Consider the following 25772-nt stretch of genomic DNA (forward strand, 5'->3'; position numbering starts at 1 on the left):
CGAACACCGACCTGCTGCGGGCGGGCCTGAACACCAGCAGCGCGGTGCAGCACTATCTCTCCTTCGGCTACCGGGAGCAGCGCTCCACCAGCTTCGACTCGTCGAGCTACCTGGCGGCGAACACCGACCTGCTGCGGGCGGGCCTGAACACCAGCAGCGCGGTGCAGCACTACATCTCCTTCGGCTACCAGGAGCAGCGCTCGACGAGCTTCGATGCGGCAAGCTACATGGCGGCGAACACCGACCTCAACTTTTCCTCGGCCTCACTGGCGGTTCAGCACTACGTCTCCTTCGGCTACCGGGAGCAACGCTCCACCAGCTTCGACTTCTCCACCGTGGACATTGCGTCCTATTTCGCCTTCTACACCGATCTGCAGTCGGCCCTGGGCGGCGGCACCGACCGTTATCACACCGCCCTGGACCACTACCGGAACTACGGCATCTTCGAGGGACGCCGCATCGTTCCGATCCAGCCCGCGTCGACGGCCACCGGAATTCCGACGCTTTCGACCACCGGCACCCCGCTCACCGCGGCGCTCAGCGTCGTGGGTGAAACCGACATGTACGCCGTGACCCTGCAGAGGGGCGTCCTCTATACGCTGCGCGAAACCGGCGCCAGCACCAGCACCGGAACGCTGAACGACCCCTATCTGCGTCTGTTCGACAGCAACCGGAACCTGGTCGCCCAGGACGATGACGGCGGTGTCGGCCGCGATGCGCTGATCCAGTACCGCCCGACCCAGACGGGCACCTACTACGTGTCCGCCGGCAGCTTCGGCAGCAGCGGCACCGGCACCTATCAGGTCAGCGCCAGCCAGCCCAGCCAGACCGAGGTCTTCCCGCCGGTCTCCGACACCCTGTCGTTCCCGTACGAGCGCGACAGCTTCAACGTGGCCCTGACCCAGGGCACCCGGTACCAGATCGATCTGGAAGGGGCCGCCACCAACCGCGGCACGCTGACCGACCCCTATCTGCGCATCCTTGACAGCCATGGTCTGCAACTGCGCTACGACGATGATTCGGGTGTCGGCCTCAACTCGGAGCTGACGTTCACCCCGACCACGTCCGGCACCTACACCCTCCAGGTGGCGAGCGCCGGTTCCGGCTATGGCTATGGCAGCTACACCTTGTCGGTGACGCAGCTCGGCTGATCGCCCGTCCTGCCGGCACGGCCGCTGTCCGACGCCGGCGGGGCATCTTTCATGCCGCTTTTCACATCCGGTTCTTGACCCTGTTGTGACTTCTAAGCGCTGCTATCGCCTTTCGGGCGCTCCGACTTGGTTGTTTTCCTGTCTTTGGGGTAAAACGGTCGGGGCGCCCCGAGGCTTTTTCCTTCTACTTCATTCCCTGTCGAGACGCGCATGACCATCGATCCGCCGCCGGACGACCGTATCCCCGAACTCTATGCCGACGGGGTCTTCGATATCGGCTTCGGCAACGGGATGGTCCGCATCGACCTCTACAGCCTGTCGGCGCTGCGCAAGGACGAGGGCGGCCAGCCGCTGCCCGCCATCCGCCAGCGGCTGGTGATGAGCCTGCCGGGCTTCCTTGCCAGCCTCGCGGCGCTCGACGGCATGCGCCAGCGGCTGGAGGATGCCGGCGTGCTGCCGCCCGGCGCCGCCGGACCGGCTCCCGCTTCCCCGCTGTCCTCCCATGGCGCCGCCCCGGCGGCCCCGACCCCGGCCCAGCCGGCTTCCCCGTCCGCGCCGCCGGTCCGGTCCGGTCCGCCGCGCTCGCCGAACTTCGGCTGACCGCCATGCCGGACGCAGGTTCGCCGCCGCCCGCCACCGCCGCGGCCTCCGGTGCCGGTCATGATCCCGGTCATGATGTGGGCACGGCGCTGCGCTGCCTGACCCTGGTGGCGCGCCATCACGGCCTGTCGGCCTCGCCGGCCGCCGCCCGCGCCCGGGTCGCTCCCGGCCGCGGCGAGCCGACCACCGACGAGCTGGTGCGCATCGCCGCCGCCGCCGGCTTCAAGGCGACCGCCCGCCGGCTGGACTGGGACGGCCTGCAGGCGCTGCCGCCGGTCTTCCCGCTGCTGGCGCGGCTCGCCAACGGCAACACCGTCATCCTGGTCGGCGTCTCGCGTCCGACGGAAGAGCGGGACGCGACGGTCGGCGTCGTCGACCCGCTGGCCGACCGGCTCGATGTGATCGACGTGCCGCGCGACCGCTTCCTGGAACGCTGGGACGGCGAGCTGGTCTTCCTGAAGCCGCGCCACGGCATCGCCGACCCGCGCCAGCCCTTCGGCCTGCGCTGGTTCGTGCCCGAGATCCTGCGCCAGAAATCGGCCTTCCGCGACGTGGTGGTGGCGGCGCTGGTGCTGCACGCCCTTGCCCTTGCCGTGCCGGTCTATTTCCAGATCGTGATCGACAAGGTGCTGGTGAACGAGTCGGTCACCACGCTGCAGGTGCTGACCATCGGCGTGCTGGCGGCGCTGCTGTTCGAGGCGGTCTTCCGCTTCCTGCGCCAGTTCATCCTGCTGGCGGCGGCCAACCGCATCGACATCCGGCTGCTGAACCGCACCTTCGGCCATCTGCTCGACCTGCCGATCACCTTCTTCGACGGGCATTCGGCCGGCGTCACCGTGCGCCACATGCAGCAGGTCGAGCGCATCCGCGAGTTCCTGACCGGCAACCTGCTGTCCACCGTGCTGGACAGCCTGGTGCTGCTGGTCTTCCTGCCCTTCCTGTTCTTCTATTCGGTCAAGCTGACGCTGGTGGCGCTGCTGTTCGCCGGGCTGATCGCCGGGGTGGTGGTGGCGCTGGTGCCGGTCTACCGCAGCCGGCTGAGCGAGCTCTACAACGCCGACGCCGAGCGGCAGGCGATGCTGGTGGAGACGATCCACGGCATGCGCACCGTCAAGTCCTCGGCGATGGAGCCGCAGCAGCGCCGGGCCTGGGACCGCAAGGCGGCGCGCGCGGTGACCAGCCATTACCGGGTCGGCCGCATCTCCATCGCCGCCCGCACGGTGACCGAGTTCCTGGAGAAGGCGATGATGGTGGCGGTGGTCGCCGTCGGCGCCTTCGACGTCTTCGACCGCCAGCTGACGGTCGGCGCGCTGATCGCCTTCCAGATGCTGTCGGGCCGGGTGGTGACGCCGCTGGTCCAGATCGTCTCGCTGATCCACCAGTACCAGGAGACCGCGCTGTCGGTGCGCATGCTGGGCGAGGTGATGAACCACCCGGCCGAGCCGCGGCGCGAGGGCAGCGGTGCCTGCCCGGCGCTGGTCGGGCGGATCGACATCGACGGGCTGGGCTTCCGCTACGACCGCAACCGGCCGGCGGCGCTGGACGGGGTGACGCTGAGCGTGCCGGCCGGCTCGGTCGTCGGGCTGGTCGGGCGCAGCGGGTCGGGCAAGAGCACGCTGATGCGGCTGCTCCAGGGCTTCTACCCGGTGCAGGAGGGGGCCATCCGCTACGACGGGCTGGACATCCGCGAGCTGGATCTGGGGCACCTGCGCCGCTCGATCGGCGTGGTGCTGCAGGAGAATTTCCTGTTCCGCGGCTCCATCCGCGACAACATAGCGATGACCCGCCCCGAGGCGACGCGCGAGGAGATCGTCGAGGCCGCCCGGCTGGCCGGCGCCGACGAGTTCATCCACCGCCTGCCCGACGGCTACGACACGCTGGTCGAGGAGGGGGCGACCAACCTGTCCGGCGGGCAGAAGCAGCGCATCGCCATCGCCCGCGCCCTGCTGACCCAGCCGCGCATCCTGATCCTGGACGAGGCGACCAGCGCGCTCGACCCCGACAGCGAGGCCATCGTCATGGCCAACCTGCGCCGCATCGCCCGCGGCCGCACCGTGCTGATCGTCACCCACCGGCTGTCGACCCTGACCGGCTGCGACACCATCGCCGTGCTGGACCAGGGCCGCCTGCTCGACCTCGCCCCCCACGCCACCCTGCTCGACCGCTGCGGCGAGTACCGGCACCTGTGGCAGCAGCAGAACCGGGGGCACTGACGCCATGGACGACACCGCGATGACGGGCGAGAGCAAACGGGATGCCGGGCGGGACGCCGGGCGCGACGTGGTGGTGGCCGGGTCCGCCCCTTCCCCCTCCCCGGCCTCCGCCTCTCCCGCCCCGCGCCGCCGGGAGGCGCGCGGCCGCGCGCCGGCCGTCCGCCCGCGCCGGTCCCCTCCGGCGCCCCCCGCCCCCGCCCGGCCGGCCGGCTTCGCGCTCGACTATCTGCCGGACGGGGCGGCGATCGAACACGCGCCGCTGCCCTGGGCGGCGCGCTCGACCCTCTATGTGCTGGCCGGGCTGCTGGCGGCGCTGGTGCTGTGGGCCGGCCTCGCGCAGGTCGACCGCATCGTCGCCGCCGGTGGCCGGCTGGTGACCACCGCCCCGATGGTGGTGGCGCAGCCGCTGGAGACGGCGGTGATCCGCAGCGTCGACGTCCAGGTCGGCGACTTCGTCCGGGCCGGCGACCGGCTGGCGACGCTCGACCCCACCTTCGCGGCGGCGGATCTGGCCGACCTGACCGCCCGGCGCAGCAGCCTCGACGCCCAGATCGGCCGCCTGCGCGCCGAGCTGGACGGCAGCGCCTACCTCCCGCCGGCCGGCCTGTCCGACACGGCCGCGGCCGACGTCGCCGCGCAGGCGGCCATCCTGGAGCGCCGCCGCGCCGAATACCGCTCCCGGCTGGCTTCGCTGGACGAGAAGTCGGCGCAGCTGGAATCCAGCCTCGCCGCCAACCGCCGCGCCCAGATCGGGCTGGCCGAGCGGCTGGCGCTGGTCGGCGAGGTCGAGGAGATCCGCCGCCAGCTGCAGGAGCGCCAGACCGGATCCCGCCTGACCTGGCTGGAGGCGCGCGGCGAGCGGCTGCGCATGCGCGACGACCTGAACGGGCTGAAGGACCGCGAGAGCGAGACCGAGCACGAGCTGCGCGCCACCCAGGCCGACCGTGCCGCCTTCGTCGACGAGTGGCGGCGCAAGTCGGCGGAGGAGCTGGTCGAGCAGACCCGCCAGCGGGCCACCCTGGTGGAGCAGATCGCCAAGGCCGACCGCCGCCGCTCGCTGGTCACCATGACCGCCCCGGTCGACGCCATCGTGCTGGAGGTCGCCAAACGCTCCGTCGGCTCCGTCGTCAAGGAGGCCGAGCCGCTGGTCACCCTGGTCCCCGCCGACGTGCCGCTGGAGGTCGAGGCCGAGATCCCGTCGCGCGACATCGGGCTGGTGCGGGTCGGGGACCCGGTGCGGGTCAAGCTCGACGCCTTCCCCTTCCAGCGCCACGGCGTCCTGCCCGGCGAGGTCCGCACCATCAGCGCCGACGCCTTCCCGCATGACGGGGCGGCGGGCGGCGGCATGGCCGGCCCGGACGGCGCCCGGCCCGGCGGCGGCCCCAACGGCGGCGCCGTCTTCCGCACGCGGGTCCGGCTGCTCGGCACGACGCTGGAGTCGGTGCCCGACGGCACCCGGCTCAGCCCCGGCATGGTCGCCTCGGCCGAGATCCGGGTCGGCACCCGGTCGGTGCTGTCCTACTTCCTCTACCCGGTCATCCGCGCGCTGGACGAGAGCATCCGCGAGCCGTAACCCCGATGGGCGGCCGGAGCGGCGGACAGCCGTCTCCGGCCCCGATCCTCGTCCCGAACACTGCCTGATCCGCCGAAAAAAAGCGGGAACGACCGCGGTTCCGGCATGGATCGGGTCGGCGGCCTCAGCCCTTTGTGGGAGACTTGTAACTTTCGTTCGTATGACGCGTTCGATTGTTGCTCTCCCGCCGGGGGGCGGATATCCCTGTTCCAGGTCGTCAACCTTCGTTTGCAGGGCTCCAACGGTGGCTTGCGGTTTGCGGGACGCCACGTCGGGCGGAGCCGGCAGGCCAACTGGGGAAGCTGTGGGAATGGGTGCTTGGCCGCTTTTCTCGATCGACCGTTTCAGCCTGTTCAAGCGCGTCGTCGCCGTGTCGGGATGGGCTTTCGGCGAGGAAGCCCCGATCACCCACATGACGCTCCGCTTTCCGGGCGGACGCTCCTACCCGGTCGGCGCTCCCGGTCTTCCCAGCCCCGACGTGGCGGCCGGGCATGGCGTCAAGGCCAGCCGTTGCCGTTTCGACGTTCAAGTGGTGGTCGACGACCCGGACGTGGATCTTCTGGCGGCGGACCTGCAGTTCCATACCGCCGAGGGGGCCTATTCCGCCGGCTCCCTGTCCCAGCCGACCCTGGTCGAGACCACCCACTGGCTGACGGAGGAGTTCCACGGCCGGCTCGGCGGCAAGCCGGCCGGCCGTTACCTGGAGATCGGGTCCCGGGCCCGGTCCGGCATCGTGCGCCGGAGTTTGGCCCCCGAAGGCTGGAGCTACACCGGGCTGGATGTGATGGCCGGGGACAACGTGGATGTCGTCGGGGACGCCCACCGGCTTTCCAAGCTGTTCCCCGACCGCCGGTTCGACGCCGTTTCGGCCTTTTCCGTCCTGGAGCACATCATGATGCCCTGGAAGTTCGCCATCGAGCTGAACAGGGTCCTGAACGTCGGGGCGGTCGGGCTGTTCACCACGCACCAGTGCTGGCCGATCCACGACGCGCCCTGGGACTTCTGGCGGTTTTCCGACACCGCCTGGGCGGCGCTGCTCAATCCCAAGACCGGCTTCGAGATCCTCCACACGGCGTTGGGCGAACCGGCCTATGTGGTGCCCGGCCGCTGTCACGCCGTGACGAATTTCGGCGATGCCACCGGCGGCTACCTGTCGTCCGCCGTGCTGTTCCGCAAGACCGGCGAGACCGTGCTGGACTGGCCCGTCGAGCTGGAGGACATCACCGACACCGCCTACCCGACGACCAGGCTGCCGGCGTAGCGGCTGGTCGGAGTGGGTTCGGCGCGGCCCGCAGCAATTCGCCTTGGAGCGGCAGAACCGTCAGTGGTACAAGGGCCTCCTTTGCGCAGGGCGCCGATCCATGCCGCATCGCCGCATTCAGACCGCCCGGCTCCCCCGTCGCGGCGGCACCGAAGGCCGATGCGTCTGGGTTGCCCGGCTCCCGCGCGTCTCCCCCGCTGTCCGCCGCCGCTGGAGACGGGCAATCCCGCTCACCCTGACCTTCGGCATTGCCCAGTCTCATTCGCAGTGAACGTTGAAGGGCGTTGAAGACAGCCCAGGCGGTGAATTGGGGACTGTGCTCCTCTTCTCCTCCTGCGACTGCTTATGAATAAGGTGTGTTTGATGAACAGGATTGAATTCGGCTCCGTGTCGTTGGAGCGTTCATTTCTTGCGGTCGTCTTCCTTGCTTTCTTCTATGTTCTGCTCTTCTTTGCCGAATCAAAACTGGGGATGCCACACGGGCGGCGTGTGCTGGCGCTGCTGGCCGGCGGTGTGGTGGCTTGGGGCTTTCTGCGTTACGTGGGGTCCTTCCCCGTCACGCCCGCCCGGTTCGACAGACGGGACGCCCTGGCGTCCTTGTGTGTGGTCCTGGCCGCGGGGGCGGGGCTGTTCGCCCTCACGCAGGTCAGCCACGTCATGACCGGCAATGATCCGATCATCGTGCCGACGCTTGCCGACAGCCTTCTGTCCCATGCGACGACGATGGAGGTCTATCGGCCGGGAGACCCCGGATTCACCTATCCTCCGGGATACCCCATTCTGTTTTCCGCTGTCAGCGCGCTGGTTCCGGCAATGACGGCCATCTTCCTGTTCAAGGTGCTGTCGATCGCGCTGGTTCTGGTCCTGCCGGTCGGATGGGCATGGATCGGGCTCCGCGTTTTCCGCATCGGGCTGCCCTTCTGGCTGTTGTTGTGCCTGTCCTATCTCGCGACTTTCGGCTTGGAGCGCACAGCCACCTACACCTTGGAGCATGGCAAGAATTCCCAAGTCCTGGCCGGGGCGCTTCTTCCATTCCTAATCGGAATCCTGATGCTCTCATCGCGCCGGTGGAGCGGCGTGATTTACGGAACCCTGGCGATGACCGGGGCAATCCTCGTCCATTATTCGATCATTTACATGGTTGCCGCTTTCTTCGCCGGATACGTTCTCGTGCACCTTCCGCGGCGGCGGGAGGATTGGATGGGCGTGCTGCGGCTCGGGGTGAGCGGAATTCTGTCGCTCGGCCTGTTCGCGCTGCTCATGAGAGCGGCGTTCAACGACCCGCGCGCCGGCGGCTTTGGTCTTGGAGGGCTGATGGACGGCCTGAAGGGCATGGCCGCGGTTCTGCTGGGGAAAGACGACATCCTCCTGTTCATCTTCAATGAGTCCAACAGCCCCGACATTCGGCACTCCCCCTACCGCGGGCTTGTCCTGATCGCCTGCGTGGCGTTGCCTCTGGTGACGGGATGGCTTCTGCGCCGAGGCGGCGGCAGCGGGCGCCCGTTCGCTGCGGCGCGGATGGCCGGGGTCTGGGGCATCATGCTGCTGCTCCAGATCGCCTTTGCCACCGGAACCCTGCGGGTCGGCATCACCCCGGACTTCGCGCGGTGGCAGATGATCTTTCCGCAGGCGGCGCTCTTCTTCACCGCCCTGTGCGCGATCGTTTGCTATGGGCGCAGCGGTCTGACCGGTTCCCCGATCGCCTATATGGGGACCGGCGCCGCCATGGCCGTGGCCGTGCTCCTCGCGGCCGGGGACTTCAGGCACATCGTCGAGGTGTTCGCCCTTCAGCGCGTGGAGAAGGCCACGCTGGTCCACATGCGCGACGAGCTGGCGGGAACGTCCCCCTGTTTCCTGATCACGGACAGCTTCACCATCGCCGACGAGCTGCACACGGTCCAGACCCACAGACCCCTGGAATATGCCGAGATCCTGACCGGCTGTCCTATCCTGAACGGCTCCTTCGTCCAGCGCGGTGTCGAAGGGGGGCGGGCGATCGGTGGGTTGCCGGACGCGTCGGTGCTCGCGGCCCTGCCGGCCGACTCCCGGATTCTCCTGATCGCCTCCGAGCCGGTCAAGGCCCGCTATCAGGCGGCTCTGCCGGCGGTCGGCTTCGAGCCGCAGGACAGCCGGATCGGGCCCTTGCCGGTGTGGCGCGTCCGTCCACGCTGATCGTTCGGCATCATGGCCGTCCGGCGGTGTCCAGGATGATCGCCGATGGACAGCCCTGGTTTTGAGCGGCCATACGGGCGGGATGGGGCATCCGAAGCTGTTCGAAAGACCGCGGTCGTTCTGCGGAAAAGACCGCGGTGCAGCATCGGCGAATCGCTATCTTCGGTTCCGGCCGACACGGCCCGGCCCCAACCGACGACGAGCGTGCCAACCGATGCCCGAGACGCCCCCCACCCCCACCATGACCGAACACGCAACCGTGCTGGTGACCGGCGGCGCCGGCTACATCGGCTCCCATGTGGTGCTGGCGCTGCGCGACCAGGGCCGCGCCGTCGTGGTGCTGGACAACCTGTCGACCGGCCGGCGGACGGCGGTGCCCGACGGCGTGCCGCTGGTCGAGGGCGACGTCGGCGACAAGGCCCTGCTGGCCGAGACCTTCGCCCGCCACGGCATCGGCACCGTGATGCATTTCGCCGGCAGCATCGTCGTGCCGGAATCGGTGGAGCGGCCGCTCGCCTACTACCGCAACAACACGGTGAACAGCCACGCCCTGATCGAGGCCTGCGTCGAGGCCGGGGTTGGCCGCTTCATCTTCTCCTCCACCGCCGCCGTCTACGGCATGCCGGAGCAACTGCCGATCGACGAGCGGACGCCGACCAGGCCGATCAACCCCTACGGCGCGTCCAAGCTGATGACGGAGTGGATGCTGCGCGACACCGCGGCGGCGCACGACCTGCGTTACGTCGCCTTGCGCTATTTCAACGTCGCCGGGGCCGATCCGCAGGGCCGCTCGGGCCAGGTGTCGCGCGTCGCCACCCACCTGATCAAGATCGCCGCCCAGACGGTGACCGGCCAGCGGGCGGAGCTGCAGATCTTCGGCGACGACTACGACACGCCGGACGGCACCTGCGTGCGTGACTACATCCATGTCAGCGACCTCGCCGACGCCCATGTCGCCGCCCTGCGCCACCTGGAGGCCGGCGGTGCGTCGGAGGTGCTGAACTGCGGCTACGGCCGCGGCTATTCGGTGCGCGAGGTGCTGGCGATGGTCGAGCGGGTGACCGGCAAGCCGCTGCCGGCGCGCATCGGCCCGCGCCGCGCCGGCGATCCTCCCGCCCTGGTCGCCGGGGTGGAGCGGATCGGCCGCACGCTGGACTGGACGCCGCGCCACGCCGAGCTGGAAACCATCGTCGCCTCGGCGCTCGCCTGGGAAGAGCGGCTGAAGATCCCCTCTCCCCCCCGCTAACGCGCAAACAAAGTTTGCGCTGACGCGACAGGCGGACCTCCGGTCCGCTGAAAGCGGGGAGAGGGCTAGGGTGAGGGCGGAGAGACGGAGGATCCACCGTCTCTCCGCATCCCTCAGGCGAAGAAGCGCCCGCGGAAATAGGCGATGGTGCGGGCCAGCCCGTCTTCCAGCGGCACGGCCGGTTCCCAGCCCATCAGGGCGCGGGCCTTGGTGATGTCGGGCTGGCGCTGCTTGGGGTCGTCCTGGGGCAGCGGCTTGTGCTCGATCCGCGAGGCGGAGCCGGTCAGGTTGATCACCTTCTCGGCCAGGTCCAGCATGGTGAATTCGCCGGGGTTGCCGAGGTTGATCGGGCCGGTGACCTCGGCCGGCGTGTCCATGAAGCGCAGGAAGCCGTCGACCAGATCGTCGACGTAGCAGAAGGACCGCGTCTGCCGGCCGTCGCCGTAGATGGTGATCGGCTCGCCCTTCAGCGCCTGGATGATGAAGTTCGACACCACGCGCCCGTCGTTGGGGTGCATGCGCGGGCCATAGGTGTTGAAGATGCGGATGACCTTGATCGACAGCCTGTGCTGGCGGTGATAGTCGAAGAACAGCGTCTCGGCGCAGCGCTTGCCCTCGTCGTAGCAGGCGCGCGGGCCGATGGTGTTGACGTTGCCCCAATACTCCTCGGTCTGCGGGTGGACCGCCGGGTCGCCGTAGACCTCCGAGGTCGAGGCCTGCATGATCCGGGCGTCCAGGCGCTTGGCCAGCCCCAGCATGTTGATGGCGCCGTGGACGCTGGTCTTGGTCGTCTGCACCGGATCGTGCTGGTAATGGATCGGCGAGGCCGGACAGGCGAGGTTGTAGATCTCGTCGACCTCGACATAGAGCGGAAAGGTCACGTCGTGCCGCATCAGCTCGAAATGCGGGTTGTCGAGCAGATGCAGCACGTTGTCGCGGCTGCCGGTGAAGAAGTTGTCGACGCACAGGACGTCGTTGCCGGCGTCGAGCAGCCGCTCGCACAGGTGCGAACCCAGGAAGCCGGCGCCGCCGGTGACGAGGACACGCTTTCGGTTCGTGAAGGCCCGCAAGGCTTCGTTCCTGTCCAGGTGGTGGAAAGACGGTGGAATCACCGACGAGGGAACAACGCGGGCGGGCGCTCAATGATCCTTCAGCTGAGCAGTCCCAGCAGATAGCGGCCGTAGTCGTTCTTTTTCAGCGGCTCGGCCAACCGGCTGACCTGTTCGGCGTCGATCCAGCCGGAGGTGTAGGCGATCTCCTCCGGGCAGGCGATCTGCAGGCCCTGGCGGTGCTGGATGGTGCGGACGAACTCCGCCGCCTCCAGCAGGCTGTCGTGGGTGCCGGTGTCGAACCAGCCATAGCCGCGGCCCATCTGCTCGACCGACAGCCGGCCGAGATCCAGATAGGCGGCGTTGACCGAGGTGATCTCCAGCTCGCCGCGCGGCGAGGGCTTCACCGCCGCCGCGATGTCCAGCACGTCGTTGTCGTAGAAATACAGCCCGGTCACCGCCCATTTGGACCGCGGGGCGACCGGCTTCTCCTCGATGCTGAGCGCCCGGCCGGCGGCGTCGAACTCCACCACGCCGTAGCGCTCGGGATCGCGCACGGCGTAGGCGAAGACGCTGGCGCCCTCGGTCTTCTCGCCGGCGGCGCGCAGGATGTTGGTCAGGCCGTGGCCGTAGAAGATGTTGTCGCCCAGCACCAGGGCGCAGGGGTCGTTGCCGACGAACTCGCGGCCGATGATGAAGGCCTGCGCCAACCCGTCCGGCGACGGCTGGATCGCCCAGTTCAGGTTCAGGCCCCACTGCGAGCCGTCGCCCAGCACCATCTGGAACAGCGGCTGGTCGTGCGGCGTGGTGATGATCAGGATGTCGCGGATGCCCGCCAGCATCAGGGTGCTGAGCGGGAAATAGATCATCGGCTTGTCGTAGATCGGCAGCAGCTGCTTGCTGATCGCCCGGGTCACCGGGTAGAGCCGGGTGCCGGACCCGCCGGCCAGGATGATGCCCTTCATCGTCGTGGTCCTCACGCCTGCGGCGGGTTGGTGAACAGCTCGTCGATCACGCGGTCCAGGCTCTCCTGCCACGGCGGGCAGGCGACGCCGAGACGCTCCTTGGCGCGGGAGCAATCCAGCCGGGAGTTGGCCGGGCGGCGCGCCGGGGTCGGGTAGTCGGCCGTGCCGATGGCGACCAGCCGCGGCCGCTTGCCGGTGCGCTCATCCAGCCGCTGGAAGATGCGCTCGGCGAAGCCGTGCCAGGTGGTGACGCCGCTGCCGGTCAAATGGTAGGTGCCCCAGGCGGCGGCGCCGGTCGTTTCGATGGTGCCGGCGATGTGGACGATGGCGGCGGCGAGGTCGGCGGCGGCGGTCGGGGAGCCGTGCTGGTCGGCGACCACCCGCATCTCCTCGCGCTCCTTGCCGAAGCGCAGCATCGTCTTGACGAAGTTGTTGCCGTAGGCGCTGTAGACCCAGGAGGTGCGCAGGATGATGTGCTGCGGGATCGCCGCGCGCACCGCCGCCTCGCCCGCCGCCTTGCTGGCGCCGTAGACGCCCAGCGGGTTGATCGGGTCGTCCTCGCGGTAGACGCCGTCCTTCGTCCCGTCGAAGACATAGTCGGTCGACACATGGATGAAGGGGATGCCGCGCGCGGCGCAGGCCGCGGCCATGGCGCCCGGCCCGTCGCGGTTGATGGCGAAGGAGAGGTCGACCTCGCTCTCCGCCTTGTCGACCGCGGTGTGGGCGGTGGCGTTGACCAGCAGGTCGGGCGCGTGGGCGGCGACCGCCTTGTCCACGTCGCCCGGCCGGGTCACGTCGAACTCGGGATAGGGCAGCCCCACCACATCGGTGCCGGGCGCCCAGTTGGCCCGCATCAGCTCGAAGCCGAGCTGGCCGTTGCTGCCGAGAACCAGGACCTTCATGACGCCGCCCCTTCCTTCAGACCCAGCCGCTCGCCGCGGTAGGAGCCGTTCAGGATGGCCTGCCACCAGTCGCGGTTCTCCAGGTACCAGGCCACCGTCTTGCGCAGCCCGCTCTCGAAGGTCTCCAGCGGCGTCCAGCCCAGCTCGCGCTCGATCTTGCCGGCGTCGATGGCGTAGCGCTTGTCGTGGCCCGGGCGGTCGGTGACGAAGCTGATCAGCCGGTCGTGCGGCGCGCCGGCCGGGGCCATCTCGTCCAGCAGCGCGCAGATGGCGCGGACGACCTCCAGGTTGGTGCGCTCGTTGTGGCCGCCGATGTTGTAGCTCTCGCCGATCCGGCCCTTCTCCAGCACCAGCCGCAGCGCGCGGGCGTGGTCCTCGACATAGAGCCAGTCGCGGATGTTGTCGCCCTTGCCGTAGACCGGCAGCGGCTCGCCGGCCAGACCCTTCAGGATCACCAGCGGGATCAGCTTCTCCGGGAAATGGTAGGGGCCGTAGTTGTTGGAGCAGTTGGTCAGCACCACCGGCAGCCCGTAGGTCTCGTGCCAGGCGCGGACCAGATGGTCCGACGACGCCTTGCTGGCCGAATAGGGCGAGTTGGGGCTGTAGGCCGTCGTCTCGGTGAAGAAGCCGTCGGCGCCCAGCGTCCCGAACACCTCGTCGGTGGAGATGTGGTGGAAGCGGAAGGCCGCCTTGCGCTCGGCCGGCAGCGCCGACCAGTGGCCGCGCGCCGCTTCCAGCAGGCGGAAGGTGCCGACGACGTTGGTCTGGATGAAGTCGCCCGGCCCGTCGATCGAGCGGTCGACGTGGGATTCGGCGGCCAGATGCATCACCGCGTCGGGCTGGTGGGTGGCGAAGACCCGGGCCAGCTCGGCGGCGTCGCAGATGTCGACCTTCTCGAAGGCGTAGCGGGGATGGCCCGCGGCCCCCGGCAGCGAGGACAGGTTGGCCGCGTAGGTCAGCTTGTCCACATTGACGACGAAGGCGTCGGTTTCGGCGAGAAGCTGGCGGACCACCGCCGAGCCGATGAAGCCGGCGCCGCCGGTCACGAGAATGCGCGTCATCAAACCACCTTACCCGCCAGAACCAGGATCGAAACCGGGGCCGAAAAGCGGGGCCGAAGCCCCTCGAAGTCCAATAGCGCCGTCAGAACCAGTCGCCAAGCTGGGCGAAGGTCGGGTGCTTGTGATCCTTGTCGGACAGCCGCGCCTTGTCGGCGGCGACCGGCCAGTCGATGCCCAGCGCCGGGTCGTTCCACAGCATGCCGCGGTCATGCTCGGCCGAATAATAGTTGGTCACCTTGTAGATGACCTCGGTGTCCGGCTCCAGCGTGCAGAAGCCGTGGGCGAAGCCGATCGGCACCAGGATCTGGTTCCACTCCGCGGCGCTGATCACCGCGCTGACGTGCCGGCCGAAGGTGGGCGAGCCCTTGCGGATGTCGACCGCGACGTCGAAGACCGCGCCCTTGACCACCCGCAGCAGCTTGTCCTGGGCGAAGGGCGGCAGCTGGAAATGCAGGCCGCGCACGGTGCCGACCTCGGCCGACAGCGACTGGTTGTCCTGGACGAAGTCGTAGTGCAGCCCGGCCGCCTCGAACGTCTTCTTGTTGTAGGTCTCCGAGAAGAAGCCGCGATGGTCGCCGAACTTCTTCGGACGCAGGATCTTCACGTCGGGAATGTCGAGGGAGACGACGTCCATGGCTCAGATGCTTTCCTTTTGGAGCGTTTTCCGGGGCTCCTGGCGCTCCTTGAGCAGCCAGGGCTTGACCGTGCGCGGCGGGAAGGCCAGCCCGAAGTCGGACGTCTCCAGCGTCAGGTTCGGGTTGTAGAACGGATCCTCGACCAGCGCCTTGCCCCAACGCTCGTGCATGTAGGCGATCTCGCGCTTGAAGCGGGCGATCTTGTCGGGCGCCATGTCCGACCCGCGCGAGGCCGATTCCAGGTGGTACAGCTCGGCGTGCGGCGTCCAGACCAGGAAATAGCCGGCGTCGCGCACCCGCAGGCACAGGTCGACGTCGTTGAAGGCGACGGCCAGATGCTCCTCCTCCAGGCCGCCGACCTCCTCGAACACCGCCTTGCGCATGACCATGCAGGCCGCGGTGACGCAGGACATGTTCTGCGTCAGCATCAGGCGGGCGAAATGGCCGGGATGCTCGCGGGCGAAATGCTTGTGGATGTGGTTGGCGACGCCGTTGATGCCGGTGATGACGCCGGCGTGCTGGACGGTGTCGTCGCCGTAATACAGCTTGGCGCCGACCGCGCCGACCTCCGGCCGCAGGGCATGGCCGACCATCTCGGTCAGCCAGCCCGGCCCGATGATCTTGATGTCGTTGTTGATCAGGCCGATCAGCTCGCCCTTGGCCGCGCGGACGCCGAAGTTGTTGATGGCGGAGAAGTTGAACGGCCCGTCGTAGCGCAGCACCCGGACGCGGTCGCGCCCTTCCAGCGAGGCGAAGTAGTCGAGCGTCTCCTTCTCCTCGCTGTTGTTGTCGAGGATCAGCACCTCGATGTTGCGGTAGTCCGTCTCGTCCAGCAGGCCCTCGACGCACTGGCGCAGCAGGTCGACCTTGTCGCGGGTCGGCACCAGCAGCGAGACCAGCGGCGCCGGCTCCGGCACCGGGTAGACGACGCGGGTGTACCATTCCGCCCCCGGCGCCGGGGTGACCGTCACCGGCAGGGCGATGCGCTGGAAATGGTCCTGCAGCGCCCGGCGCGCCGCGTCCGTCGCCGTCGGCAGCGCGACGGTCGAGAAGGACGAGGAGGCCGAGAAGACCCGCCAGTGGTAGAGGATCATCGGGATGTGGCGGACGCGCGCCGCCGTGGTCTTCTCCACCGCGCGCAGCACCAGGTCGTAATCCTGGCTGCCCTCGTAGCCGACGCGGAAGCCGCCGATCTCCGTCAGCAGCGTGCGGCGGAACACCCCCAGATGACTGACCATGTTCTGGCCGTGGAACAGGTCGGGGTTCCAGTCGGTCTTGAAATAGGGGTCGTAGCGCCGGCCGTTCTCGTCGATCTTGTCCTCGTCGGAATAGATGACGTCGGCGTCCGGGTGCCGGTTGATCTCGTCCGCGGCCATGTAGAGCGCGTGCGGCGGCAGCTCGTCGTCATGGTCCATCAGGGCGACGAACTCGCCCGACGCCAGCTCCAGCGCGGTGTTGCTGGCCGCCGAGATGTGGCCGTTGGTCTCGCGCCGCACCGTCTTGATGCGGGGGTCGCGCCCGGCATACTCCGCCAGCACCGCCGCGACGTGCGGGGCGGTCGAGGCGTCGTCGGCGATGCACAGTTCCCAGTGCGGGTAGAGCTGCTCCAGCACCGTGTCGATGGCGCGGCGCAGATAGGGTTCCGGCGTGTTGTAGACCGGCATGACGACGGAGATCAGCGGACGCCGCGCCATCCGGCCGATCGCCTCGGCGATGGACTGGCGGTCGAACGGGGTCAGCGTGTCGTACAGGCGGATCCAGCTCTCGTAATCGGTGACCAGCGTGTTCGGCTGCAGGTCCTGCAGCAGCTTGTGCTTGGTCGCCGCCAGACCGTGCTGGCGCAGGTAGGTCAGGCCGCGGAAGGCCTGGCCCTGGTAGGTCTTCAGCGCCCGCTGCAGCACCTGGAGCTTGCCGATCTCCTGGATCGTCAGCCCTTCCAGCCGGAAGCGCGCCGGCCGGTCGGTCGGGTCCAGGCGCAGGGCCTGGGTTTCGTAGGGCAGCAGCACCAGGGCCTCGGCCTCGCCGTCGACCACCGGCGGCAGCCGGACGATGACGCCCTCGCCGAAGCCGGCGCCGCAGTCGATGTAGAGCAGCGGCGCCAGCGGCACCGTGGCGTCGGCGACGCGGTAGGTGATGACGCACCAGCCGTGCGGGCAGCGGCCCTGGTCGGACACCAGCCGGAAGGCCGGGTCGACGCCGTGGGTCTCGAAGCTGCCGTCATCCCGGCGGGCGACGTCGTGCATCGGCTCCAGCGCCATGGCGTGGCGGCACGACCGGTGGAAGCGGCGCAGCTCCTTGGACAGCCGGCCGAGCTTGCGGACGGGGGCCGACACCTTCCAGGAGGTCGAGTTGACCAGGGAATGGATGTGGTGGTCGCGGGCGCGGACCACCCCGTGCAGCTCGTCGTTGGCGAGGCGCAGGCGCTCGGCCTCGGCCTGCGCGTCGTCCAGCTGCCGGCGCAGGTCGGACCCCTCCTGCCGCAACGCCTCGATCCGGCCGCCCAGCACGCCGATCTGTTCGCCCAGCTCGACGATGTGGGCGTCGCGGCCGGCGATCCACTCCTGCAGGGTGGCGATGGACTCGTTGCGGGCGGCGACCGTGCCCATCAGGTCGCGGATCTCGTCGACCCGGCCGCGGACGGTCTCGTGCAGGCCGGCGACGTCCTGCTCCAGCCCCAGGATGCGGCGGGCGCGCTCCTGCGCCTGCTGGGTTTCGATGACGCCGCTGCCGAGCCGGTCGAAGAAGGCGCGGATCTGCTGCGGGCGCTCGCCGTTCTCCCGGCCGGCCTCGAACAGCCAGCGGACCTCGTCCGGCAGGTCGTCGCCGACGCCCAGCACGCCCAGGCCGTTCGAATGCAGGAAGCCGAAGGACGGGTAGCGGGCCGACAGCTCCTCCCACAGCTTCCAGACGCCGAAATCGCCCTTGCGGACGTTGATGTCGTGGAACAGGACGACGCCGCGGCCGCTCATCTTCGGCGCCCACGTCTCGAAATCGTGGCGCACCGCCTCGTAGGTGTGCAGGCCGTCGATGTGCAGCAGGTCGACGCCGCCGTCGGAGAAATGGACGGCGGCCTCGTCGAAGGTCATCCGCATCATGCGGGAAAAGGCGCCGTAACGCGGGTCGTGGAACTCCGCCAGCGTCCGGTAGACCTCGTCGCCGTAATAGCCGGCCTGCGGGTCGCCCTGCCAGGTGTCGACCGCGAAGCAGGCGGTGGCGAGTTCGAGCTGCTTCACCGCCTGGCAGAAGGCCGAATAGGAGTTGCCGGTGTGGGTGCCCAGCTCGACGAAGGTGCGCGGGCGCAGCGCGTCGATGATCCACAGCGCGAACGGCGTGTGGCCCAGCCAGGACGGCGGGGCGACGATGAGGTCCGGGGTGAGGAAACTGATCGGCCGGCAGAGACGATGGAGAGTATCGGAAGCCGCGTCCTTCAAAAACGAATCCACCTGTCGCCTCTTGTTCTGCCTGGCTTCGCACCGGAGGCCGCCCCGGGCGTCCGACCGTTCCGCGTCCGACCGTTCCATGACGTGGCGGAAGCCCATGATTCCGGGCTTTCCCGCCGGACGGCCCCGCCACAGCCGCCGACACACATACGCTGACACCCAACCGGAATGCAAGCCGCTGTCCGGAGCCCGCTTTGCCGGGCGGCACAATGCCCGGCGGTGCGGTTTTCCTGCCTCACCCGGCCGTGGCGGGGGGGGTGGCGGCGGCTTCGGCGGGCTCGGCGTCGAGCGTGATCGCCAGCATCGGCATGCCGACCAGCCCGCGGACGACGTGGCTGGCGTGGACCTTGAAGAACAGCGCGTCCTCGACCCAATGGTGCTGGACGTGGTCGTTCTGCGTGCCCTCGGCGAGCGCCACCGTGATGGAGAAGTCGCCGCTCGGCAGGTAGGGCATCTGGAAGCGGAAGCGGGCGGCGAAGCCCTGGCCGGCCGGGATGGTGACGGGATCGAGCTGGTAGGTGAGGAAGGTGTTGTCGCCGAACAGGTTCTGGCCCAGCTTGTCCTTGACGTAGAAGCCGACGATCGGGCGGTGGACCTCCTTCTCGGCCCGGCAGCTCACCTTCAGGACGATCACCTCGCCGCCTTCCAGCACGGCGAGCGGCTGTTCCCCGGCGTCGAGGATCGAGACGCCGGTGATGCTGGCGCCGCGGTTGCCGAACCACGGGCCGCCGTCGTTGAACTCGAACAGCTCGATGGTGTTGCGGTGCTGCGAGGATTTCAGCAGCTCGGCCCGCGCGTCCTCCACCGGCTCGTCGCGCCTGGCCTGGGGCAGCGCCTGGCGGGCGCCGCCGATGCGGAAGCCGCGCGAGGTGTCCTGGTCGCTGTAGAGCGCCGCCAGATACTCGTGGCAGACCTCCTTGGCCGACCCGATCGATCGCACCGACCCGTTGTCCAGCCACACCACCCGGTCGCACAGGTTCACCACCTGGCCGGTGTCGTGCGACACGAAGAACAGGGTGCCGCGCTCCTTGAAGCGGTGGATGAAGCGCATGCATTTCTGGGTGAAGGCGGCGTCGCCGACCGCCAGGATCTCGTCGACGATCATGATGTCGGCGTCGACATGCGCCGCCACCGCGAAGGCGAGGCGGGCGTACATGCCGCTGGAATAGAGCTTCACCGGCTGCTCGATGAAGTCGCCGATGCCGGCGAACTCGGCGATCGACTGGTAGCGCTCGGCGATCTGGTCGTTCGACAGCCCCAGCACCGAGGCGGCGAGGTAGACGTTCTCGCGCCCGATGAATTCGGGGTTGAAGCCGGCGCCCAGCTCCAGCAGCGCCGCGACCCGCCCGGTGACGGCGATGCGGCCGGTGGTCGGCGTCAGCGTGCCGCAGAGCAGTTGCAGGAAGGTCGACTTGCCCGAGCCGTTGCGGCCGATCAGCCCGACCGTCTCGCCGCGGCGCACCGTCAGGTCGACGCCGCGCAGCGCCCAGTACTCGTCGTAGTATTTGCGCCGGCCGCGCACCAGCATCTGCTTCAGCCGGTCCTGCGGGCGCTTGAAGATGGCGTAGGCCTTGCCCAGCCCCTCGGCCTGGATGACGACGTCGTTCCCGGACGCCGGGGTATCGGACGCAACGGTATCAGACGACATCGGCGAACCCCCGGCGGGTCTTCATGAACCAGGCATAGCCGAGCCAGGCCAGCCCCCAGGCGGCCAGCGTCGCCAGCCCCCAGCTGAGGGGCGACGGCACCCGGCCCCAGAACAGCAGGTCCTTCGACTGCTCCAGGATCACCGTCATCGGGTTCAGGTGCAGGATGGCGCGGAAGCGCTCGGGGATGGCGGTCATCGGGTAGAAGATCGGGCTGAGGAACATCAGCACCGTCACGCCGACGGTGACCACCTGCCGGATGTCGCGCAGGAACACGCCGGCCGAGGCGAAGAACCAGGTCAGGCCCAGCGTGGTCAGGCAGAGCGGCGCCAGCACCAGCGGCAGCAGCAGCGCGGTCGGCGGCGGCAGCCCGGCGGTGGCCAGGTGGAAGACCAGCAGGATGACGAAGCCGATGCCGGCGTTGAACAGGGCGACGGCCAGCGACACCAGCGGCAGGATCTCCAGCGGGAAGACCACCTTCTTGATGTAGCTGACATTCTCCAGCATCAGGCCGGGCGCCCGGTTCAGGGATTCGCCCAGCACGTTGAACAGGATCAGGCCGGAGAACAGCAGCAGGGCGAATTCCGTGTTGCTGCCGCCGGTCGTCCCCCAGCGCGCCTGGAACACCACCGAGAAGACGAAGGTGTAGACCGCCAGCATCAGGATGGGGTTCAGCACCGCCCAGACGATGCCCAGCACCGATCCGCGGTAGCGGGCGTCGATCTCCCGCCGGGCCAGCCGCAGGATCAGCGACCGGTGGTGCCAGGCGGTCTGGAAAAGGGCAAAGGGGCCGGCGCCGAAACCCGCCACCGTTGGGTTTGCCGACTGAGATTTAAACAATTTAAAGTATTCCCCGTCTGCGGCCGGGGCCGACCATAACCCCCGCCCCGGCACCGTTCAAGCGAAAGCGTCCGTGGTCGCCGGCGGCCCCCGTTCGGGCCCGCAGACCGGAAAGAACGGGCGGGGGCATGGACCTTCGACCCCTCCCTTTACCCCGAAAGATCGGAGAGTCGGGCATCTCGCCCAGCACTCCCGGCCATCCGGACGGAGGTTCCGGAAGAGTATAAACCGGGTTTTCCATTTGATGGACTACCACCCATGAAGACGCAGGGAATTTTTCCACTCGGACGTATCAGTATCCGGCAAGTCCATTCCAATCGCGACTTGGCGGTATGAAAATGAAGTCGTGATGGTTCGTCGATCTATGGTGCGGATCGGGATCATCCATTGGAGAAGGCAGCCTGCGATTCTCGTGACCATGGGGTTAGCTCCCAATTCGGCATAAAAAACCCAATCCGATGTGACCATAACAAAGTGTGTGACGCGACGATCGCCCGATCTGGAAGACAGGCGCGTGAAAGGTTGATGTCGCGGAACTTCCGAGACGCATGGCACAGAGGTGACCCAGAAGGAGGCCGTTGTGTTCTGGAACGCGAAGACCCTGATAGCCGATCAATACACCACATCGCTCCGCGATCACTTTGGCGATGGTGTCGCGCATCGTCTGCAGAAAGAGATCGGCTTTGTCGGACGACGACTTCTGCGGCTTCCGAACACGGAGCGGTCGAGTTTCTTCGACCCCTGGTTCTCGGAAGAGAATGCCCGCCACCTGAGGGAGGTGACGCGGTCGATCCGGGGCATCGCCGCCGGCGAGGACGAGGCCCGGCCCGGCGTCCGGACGGGGCCGCGCATCGTCTTCCTGCACGGGGTGATGCCGCGCAGCGGCACCAACTACCTGCAGAGCCTGCTGGAACTGCACCCCGACGTCGCCGTCAACCCCTACGGCATCCGCGAGCTGCCGCTCCTCAACACCATCGAGGACGCGCGCGCCTACGAGGGCCGTTTCCTGCGCTATTACCGGCGCAACCGTGAATCGATCCACGACCTGGAGATGTTCGCCTGCATGGTCGGCGGCTTCCTGCGCCGCATCGAGGCCGGCTTTCCGGCCGGCAAGACCGTGGTCGTCAAGTCGCCGCACACCCGGATGATGCGGTATTTCCCCTACCTGTTCCCGACCGAACGCTGCCTGATCGTGCTGCGCGACGGACGCCGCGCGGTGCAGTCGACCATCGACACCTGGCCGCTGCGCTTCCTGGGCCGGACCTTCGCCGACGTCTGCCGCGAATGGAGCTACGGCACCGCCGCGGCGCTGGAGGCGCAGAGCCGGATGAGCCCCGACGTCTGCCGCCTGGTCCGGTTCGAGGACGCGGTGGCCGACCCCGACGGTGCGGCCCGCGATCTTTTGTCATTCCTGGGGCTGGAGGATTCGCGTTATCCGTTCGAACGGATCGCCGATCTCCCCATCCTGGGGTCGTCCAGGGCCTCGCGCCGCAACGGCGAGGTGAGCTGGACGCCCGTGAAGAAACCCGAAGGCTTCGACCCGTCGAAGCGCCCGCTCGACTGGTCGCGCAAGCGTCGGACGGTGTTCGATGCGGTGGCCGGAGACATGCAGAAGAAGGCCGGCTATGCTTGACACCGTGCTCGACACACGCCCCGATCCGACCGCCGCCCTGCTGGCCCCCGACGCTCTCCCCGACGCGCGCCTGGGCCATCTCCAGCGGCTGGAGGCGGAGAGCATCCACATCATGCGCGAGGTGGCGGCCCAGTTCCACAACCCGGTGATGCTCTATTCGGTGGGCAAGGACAGCGCGGTGCTGCTGCATCTGGCGATGAAGGCCTTCCACCCGTCCAAGCCGCCCTTCCCGCTGCTGCACGTCGACACCACCTGGAAGTTCCGCGAGATGATCGCCTTCCGCGACCGGATGGCGGCGGACCTCGGCGTCGAGCTGATCGTCCACATCAACCAGGACGGGGTGCGCCAGGGCATCGGGCCGTTCAGCCACGGCTCGGCCGTCCACACCGACGTGATGAAGACGCAGGCGCTGAAACAGGCGCTCGACCGCCACGGCTTCGACGCCGCCTTCGGCGGGGCGCGCCGCGACGAGGAGAAGTCCCGCGCCAAGGAGCGCATCTTTTCCTTCCGCACGGCCTCCCACCGTTGGGAACCGAAGAACCAGCGGCCGGAGCTGTGGAACCTCTACAATGGCCGCATCCACAAGGGCGAGAGCATCCGCGTCTTCCCGCTGTCCAACTGGACCGAGCTGGACATCTGGCAATACATCCACCAGGAGGCCATCCCCGTCGTCCCGCTCTATTTCGCCAAGCCCCGCCCGGTGGTGGAGCGCGACGGCGCCCTGATCATGGTCGACGACGACCGCCTGCCGCTCAAGCCCGGCGAGACGCCGGAGATCGCCTGGGTGCGCTTCCGCACGCTCGGCTGCTACCCGCTGACCGGGGCGGTGCGCAGCACCGCCGCCACGCTGCCGGAGATCATCCGCGAGATGCTGCTGGCCACCAGCTCGGAACGCCAGGGCCGGGTGATCGACCAGGACGCCGCCGCCTCGATGGAAGCGAAGAAGCAGGAAGGCTACTTCTGATGCTGAAGGACCTCGATCCCGCCGCCACCACGGACGCCGCCCCCGCTCCCGCGGGCATCGCCTCCGCGGAGGCCGCCACGGAAGTGCAGGAGTATCTGGCCCGCCAGAACAGCAAGGACCTGCTGCGCTTCATCACCTGCGGCTCGGTGGACGACGGCAAGTCGACGCTGATCGGCCGGCTGCTCTACGACTGCAAATGCCTGTTTGAGGACCAGCTCGCCAGCCTGGAGACGGACTCCACCCGCTTCGGCACCACCGGCGCCGGCCAGCTCGATCTGGCGCTGCTGGTCGACGGGCTGGCGGCGGAGCGCGAGCAGGGCATCACCATCGACGTCGCCTACCGCTTCTTCACCACCGACCGCCGCAAGTTCATCGTCGCCGACACGCCGGGCCACGAGCAGTACACCCGCAACATGGTCACCGGCGCCTCGACCGCCGACGCCGCGGTGCTGCTGGTCGACGCGCGCAAGGGCGTGCTGACCCAGACCCGGCGCCACAGCACCATCGTCTCGCTCTTGGGCGTGCGCCACGTCGTGCTGGCGGTCAACAAGATGGACGCCGTCGGCTGGGACCGCGAGACCTTCGAGCGCATCGCCGCCGACTACCGCGTCTTCGCCCAGCGCATCGGCATCGCCGAGGTCACCTGCATCCCGGTCTCGGCGCTGACCGGCGACAACGTCACCAAGCCGTCCCAATCCATGGGCTGGTACGGCGGCCCCACCCTGCTCGGCCATCTGGAGAGCGTGGACGCCGCGGCGCAAGAGACGCTCGGCTCCTTCCGCATGGCGGTGCAGTGGGTGAACCGCCCCAACCAGGACTTCCGCGGCTTCGCCGGCACGGTGGTCGGCGGCGCGGTGCGCGTCGGCGACGCCGTCGCCATCCTGCCCGGCGGCCGGACGACCCGCGTCGCCCGCATCGTCACCCTGGACGGCGACCTGGAGCTGGCGGTCCCCGGCCGCGCCGTCACCCTGGTGCTGGCCGACGAGGTCGACGCCAGCCGCGGCGACATGATCGTCGCCGCCGACGGCCGGCCGGAGGTCGCCGACCAGTTCGCCGCGCATGTGGTGTGGATGGACGAGCAGCCGCTGCTGCCCGGCCGCTCCTACCTGCTGCGGGCCGGCACCGCGACGGTCGGCGCCCAGGTGACCGAGCTGAAGCACGCCGTCAACGTCAACACCCAGGAACACGTCGCCGCCAAGCATCTGGACCTGAACGACGTCGGCTTCTGCAACCTGGCGCTCGACCGGCCGATCCCGTTCGACGCCTACGCCGACAGCCGCGACACCGGCAGCTTCATCCTGATCGACCGGCTGACCAACGCCACCGCCGGCTGCGGCATGATCCGCTTTCCCTTGCGCCGGGCCTCCAACATCCACCGCCACGCCTCGAAGCTGGACAAGGCGGCGCGGGCCGGCGGCCTGCAGAAGCCGGCGGTCTTGTGGTTCACCGGCCTGTCCGGCTCCGGCAAGTCCAGCGTCGCCGACCGGCTGGAGCAGGAGCTGCACCGTCTGGGCCGCCGCACCATGATCCTGGACGGCGACAACGTCCGCCACGGCCTGAACCGGGATCTGGGCTTCACCGACGAGGACCGGGTGGAGAACATCCGCCGGGTGGCGGAGGTGGCGAAGCTGATGGTGGAGGCCGGCCTGATCGTGCTGGTCAGCTTCATCTCCCCCTTCCGCGAGGAGCGCCGCATGGCGCGTTCCCTGGTGGAGGACGGCGAGTTCCTGGAGATCTTCATGGACACGCCGCTGGCGGTCTGCGAGGCCCGCGACCCCAAGGGCCTGTACAAGAAGGCCCGCGCCGGCCAGCTCCCCCACTTCACCGGCATCGACAGCGCCTATGAGCCGCCGGAAGCGCCGGAGATCACCCTGCACGGCGCCGAACGGACGGCCGACGAGATGGTCGCCCAGATGGTCGAGGAATTGCGGCGGCGCGGGGTGATCTGAGGGGGGGCGGGTGCTGGGGTTTCCGGCGTAGCGCCTGACAGGATCGGCCTTGTTCGGGATGGCGGGAGCCAGCCGAACACGGGCCGACGCCTGCCCGCCGTGGCCGGCGCGGTATGGGTCGCGCTGTGGCCGCTCCTGGACGCATGGGGCTATGCCGCCGCCGGCGCCGCCCTGTCCATGCAGGCAAATGCCGATCCTTGGACCGATTGCCTCGATCCTCCTTGTAAGCCACCGGCTCGGGACAGTGGGGTGGTCTGGTCGCCTGCGGCGTCGTGACCGCGGTCGGCTGGGCGATGGGGCGTGACTGACCGGCGGCGCCATCGCAAAGGTCCCACCCGCAAGGGGCGCCGCAGGACGACCCTTGGCGTTTCCTAATCCCCTCGTCTCACTCAGATCGGGAAACTACGTCCAGGACGTGGTTGGCGCTTGGCCGATCTACGTCTTGGACGTAGTGTGGGCCATCAACGACGGA

At 68.8% G+C, this 25772-nt stretch carries 18 protein-coding genes; 10 read left to right on the forward strand and 8 right to left on the reverse strand.

The features are described from left to right. The 7 genes from TSO352_RS00005 to galE form a co-directional block, all read left to right on the forward strand. On the forward strand, positions 1-1151 hold a 1151-nt coding region (locus TSO352_RS00005), incomplete at its 5' end, for a pre-peptidase C-terminal domain-containing protein (protein WP_199231439.1). A 210-nt stretch (positions 1152-1361) separates the two neighbouring features. After that, on the forward strand, positions 1362-1751 hold the full coding sequence (locus tag TSO352_RS00010) for a hypothetical protein (RefSeq protein ID WP_109105359.1): 390 nt from the start codon (positions 1362-1364) through the stop codon (positions 1749-1751). Between the two features lie 5 nt (positions 1752-1756). Continuing rightward, on the forward strand, positions 1757-3964 hold the full coding sequence (locus TSO352_RS00015; protein ID WP_109105360.1) for a peptidase domain-containing ABC transporter: 2208 nt from the start codon (positions 1757-1759) through the stop codon (positions 3962-3964). Between the two features lie 4 nt (positions 3965-3968). After that, a complete protein-coding gene (locus tag TSO352_RS00020) occupies positions 3969-5537 on the forward strand; it encodes an HlyD family type I secretion periplasmic adaptor subunit (protein WP_109105361.1) in 1569 nt (522 codons plus the stop codon). A gap of 310 nt (positions 5538-5847) precedes the next feature. Next, positions 5848-6798: a methyltransferase domain-containing protein gene (locus TSO352_RS00025; protein ID WP_158284479.1), complete on the forward strand. Its 951-nt coding sequence runs from the start codon at positions 5848-5850 to the stop codon at positions 6796-6798. 363 nt (positions 6799-7161) lie between these two features. Next, positions 7162-8970 (forward strand): hypothetical protein, encoded by a 1809-nt coding sequence (locus tag TSO352_RS00030; protein WP_109105363.1) that lies wholly within the window; start codon positions 7162-7164, stop codon positions 8968-8970. A gap of 214 nt (positions 8971-9184) precedes the next feature. Further along, positions 9185-10216 carry a UDP-glucose 4-epimerase GalE gene (gene galE, locus TSO352_RS00035; RefSeq protein ID WP_247871798.1) on the forward strand — a complete coding sequence of 344 codons (1032 nt, stop codon included), beginning with the start codon at positions 9185-9187 and terminating at the stop codon, positions 10214-10216. A gap of 113 nt (positions 10217-10329) precedes the next feature. On the opposite strand, the gene TSO352_RS00045 is transcribed toward galE, so the two are convergent. The 8 genes from TSO352_RS00045 to TSO352_RS00080 form a co-directional block, all read right to left on the reverse strand. Next, positions 10330-11286, reverse strand: coding sequence for a UDP-glucuronic acid decarboxylase family protein (locus TSO352_RS00045; protein WP_109105364.1), 957 nt, complete (start codon positions 11284-11286; stop codon positions 10330-10332). Between the two features lie 80 nt (positions 11287-11366). Next, positions 11367-12230 carry a glucose-1-phosphate thymidylyltransferase RfbA gene (rfbA, locus tag TSO352_RS00050; RefSeq protein ID WP_109105365.1) on the reverse strand — a complete coding sequence of 288 codons (864 nt, stop codon included), beginning with the start codon at positions 12228-12230 and terminating at the stop codon, positions 11367-11369. Positions 12231-12241: 11 nt separating this feature from the next. Continuing rightward, the gene (gene rfbD, locus TSO352_RS00055; RefSeq protein ID WP_109105366.1) at positions 12242-13132 is read right to left on the reverse strand and encodes a dTDP-4-dehydrorhamnose reductase; all 891 of its coding nucleotides are present in this window, start codon (positions 13130-13132) and stop codon (positions 12242-12244) included. Continuing rightward, entirely contained in the window at positions 13129-14193 is a 1065-nt protein-coding gene (gene rfbB, locus TSO352_RS00060; RefSeq protein ID WP_109105367.1) for a dTDP-glucose 4,6-dehydratase, read from the reverse strand. Before rfbB ends, rfbD begins: the two co-directional genes overlap by 4 nt. Before the next feature lie 82 nt (positions 14194-14275). Further along, the gene (gene rfbC / locus TSO352_RS00065; protein WP_109105368.1) at positions 14276-14827 is read right to left on the reverse strand and encodes a dTDP-4-dehydrorhamnose 3,5-epimerase; all 552 of its coding nucleotides are present in this window, start codon (positions 14825-14827) and stop codon (positions 14276-14278) included. A gap of 3 nt (positions 14828-14830) precedes the next feature. Next, positions 14831-18271, reverse strand: coding sequence for a glycosyltransferase (locus TSO352_RS00070; RefSeq protein ID WP_158284480.1), 3441 nt, complete (start codon positions 18269-18271; stop codon positions 14831-14833). 232 nt (positions 18272-18503) lie between these two features. Continuing rightward, positions 18504-19916 (reverse strand): ABC transporter ATP-binding protein, encoded by a 1413-nt coding sequence (locus tag TSO352_RS00075; RefSeq protein ID WP_109105370.1) that lies wholly within the window; start codon positions 19914-19916, stop codon positions 18504-18506. Continuing rightward, entirely contained in the window at positions 19906-20724 is an 819-nt protein-coding gene (locus TSO352_RS00080; protein WP_109105371.1) for an ABC transporter permease, read from the reverse strand. The genes TSO352_RS00075 and TSO352_RS00080 overlap by 11 nt, the downstream gene beginning before the upstream one ends. 808 nt (positions 20725-21532) lie before the next feature. On the opposite strand from TSO352_RS00080, the gene TSO352_RS00085 reads away from it, so the two are divergent. From TSO352_RS00085 to cysN, 3 genes are read left to right on the forward strand one after another with little or no spacing between them, the layout of a single operon-like run. Then, positions 21533-22387, forward strand: a complete 855-nt coding sequence (locus TSO352_RS00085; RefSeq protein WP_247871799.1) for a sulfotransferase — start codon at positions 21533-21535, stop codon at positions 22385-22387. Continuing rightward, a complete protein-coding gene (gene cysD, locus TSO352_RS00090; protein WP_348770523.1) occupies positions 22380-23351 on the forward strand; it encodes a sulfate adenylyltransferase subunit CysD in 972 nt (323 codons plus the stop codon). The genes TSO352_RS00085 and cysD overlap by 8 nt, the downstream gene beginning before the upstream one ends. Next, positions 23351-25300, forward strand: coding sequence for a sulfate adenylyltransferase subunit CysN (gene cysN / locus TSO352_RS00095; RefSeq protein ID WP_109105372.1), 1950 nt, complete (start codon positions 23351-23353; stop codon positions 25298-25300). The genes cysD and cysN overlap by 1 nt, the downstream gene beginning before the upstream one ends. The last annotated feature ends 472 nt before the right edge of the window (positions 25301-25772 follow it).

The sequence above is a fragment of the Azospirillum sp. TSO35-2 genome (assembly GCF_003116095.1).
Classification (GTDB): domain Bacteria; phylum Pseudomonadota; class Alphaproteobacteria; order Azospirillales; family Azospirillaceae; genus Azospirillum.

Excerpts from the sequence above, each read along its gene's own strand:
- TSO352_RS00010 (WP_109105359.1), top strand. The coding sequence starts at position 1,362 with ATGACCATCGATCCGCCGCCGGACGACCGTATCCCCGAACTCTATGCC.
- TSO352_RS00015 (WP_109105360.1), top strand. The coding sequence starts at position 1,757 with ATGCCGGACGCAGGTTCGCCGCCGCCCGCCACCGCCGCGGCCTCCGGT.
- TSO352_RS00020 (WP_109105361.1), top strand. The coding sequence starts at position 3,969 with ATGGACGACACCGCGATGACGGGCGAGAGCAAACGGGATGCCGGGCGG.
- TSO352_RS00025 (WP_158284479.1), top strand. The coding sequence starts at position 5,848 with ATGGGTGCTTGGCCGCTTTTCTCGATCGACCGTTTCAGCCTGTTCAAG.
- TSO352_RS00030 (WP_109105363.1), top strand. The coding sequence starts at position 7,162 with ATGAACAGGATTGAATTCGGCTCCGTGTCGTTGGAGCGTTCATTTCTT.
- galE (WP_247871798.1), top strand. The coding sequence starts at position 9,185 with ATGCCCGAGACGCCCCCCACCCCCACCATGACCGAACACGCAACCGTG.
- rfbA (WP_109105365.1), bottom strand. The coding sequence starts at position 12,230 with ATGAAGGGCATCATCCTGGCCGGCGGGTCCGGCACCCGGCTCTACCCG.
- rfbD (WP_109105366.1), bottom strand. The coding sequence starts at position 13,132 with ATGAAGGTCCTGGTTCTCGGCAGCAACGGCCAGCTCGGCTTCGAGCTG.
- rfbB (WP_109105367.1), bottom strand. The coding sequence starts at position 14,193 with ATGACGCGCATTCTCGTGACCGGCGGCGCCGGCTTCATCGGCTCGGCG.
- rfbC (WP_109105368.1), bottom strand. The coding sequence starts at position 14,827 with ATGGACGTCGTCTCCCTCGACATTCCCGACGTGAAGATCCTGCGTCCG.
- TSO352_RS00075 (WP_109105370.1), bottom strand. The coding sequence starts at position 19,916 with ATGTCGTCTGATACCGTTGCGTCCGATACCCCGGCGTCCGGGAACGAC.
- cysD (WP_348770523.1), top strand. The coding sequence starts at position 22,380 with ATGCTTGACACCGTGCTCGACACACGCCCCGATCCGACCGCCGCCCTG.
- cysN (WP_109105372.1), top strand. The coding sequence starts at position 23,351 with ATGCTGAAGGACCTCGATCCCGCCGCCACCACGGACGCCGCCCCCGCT.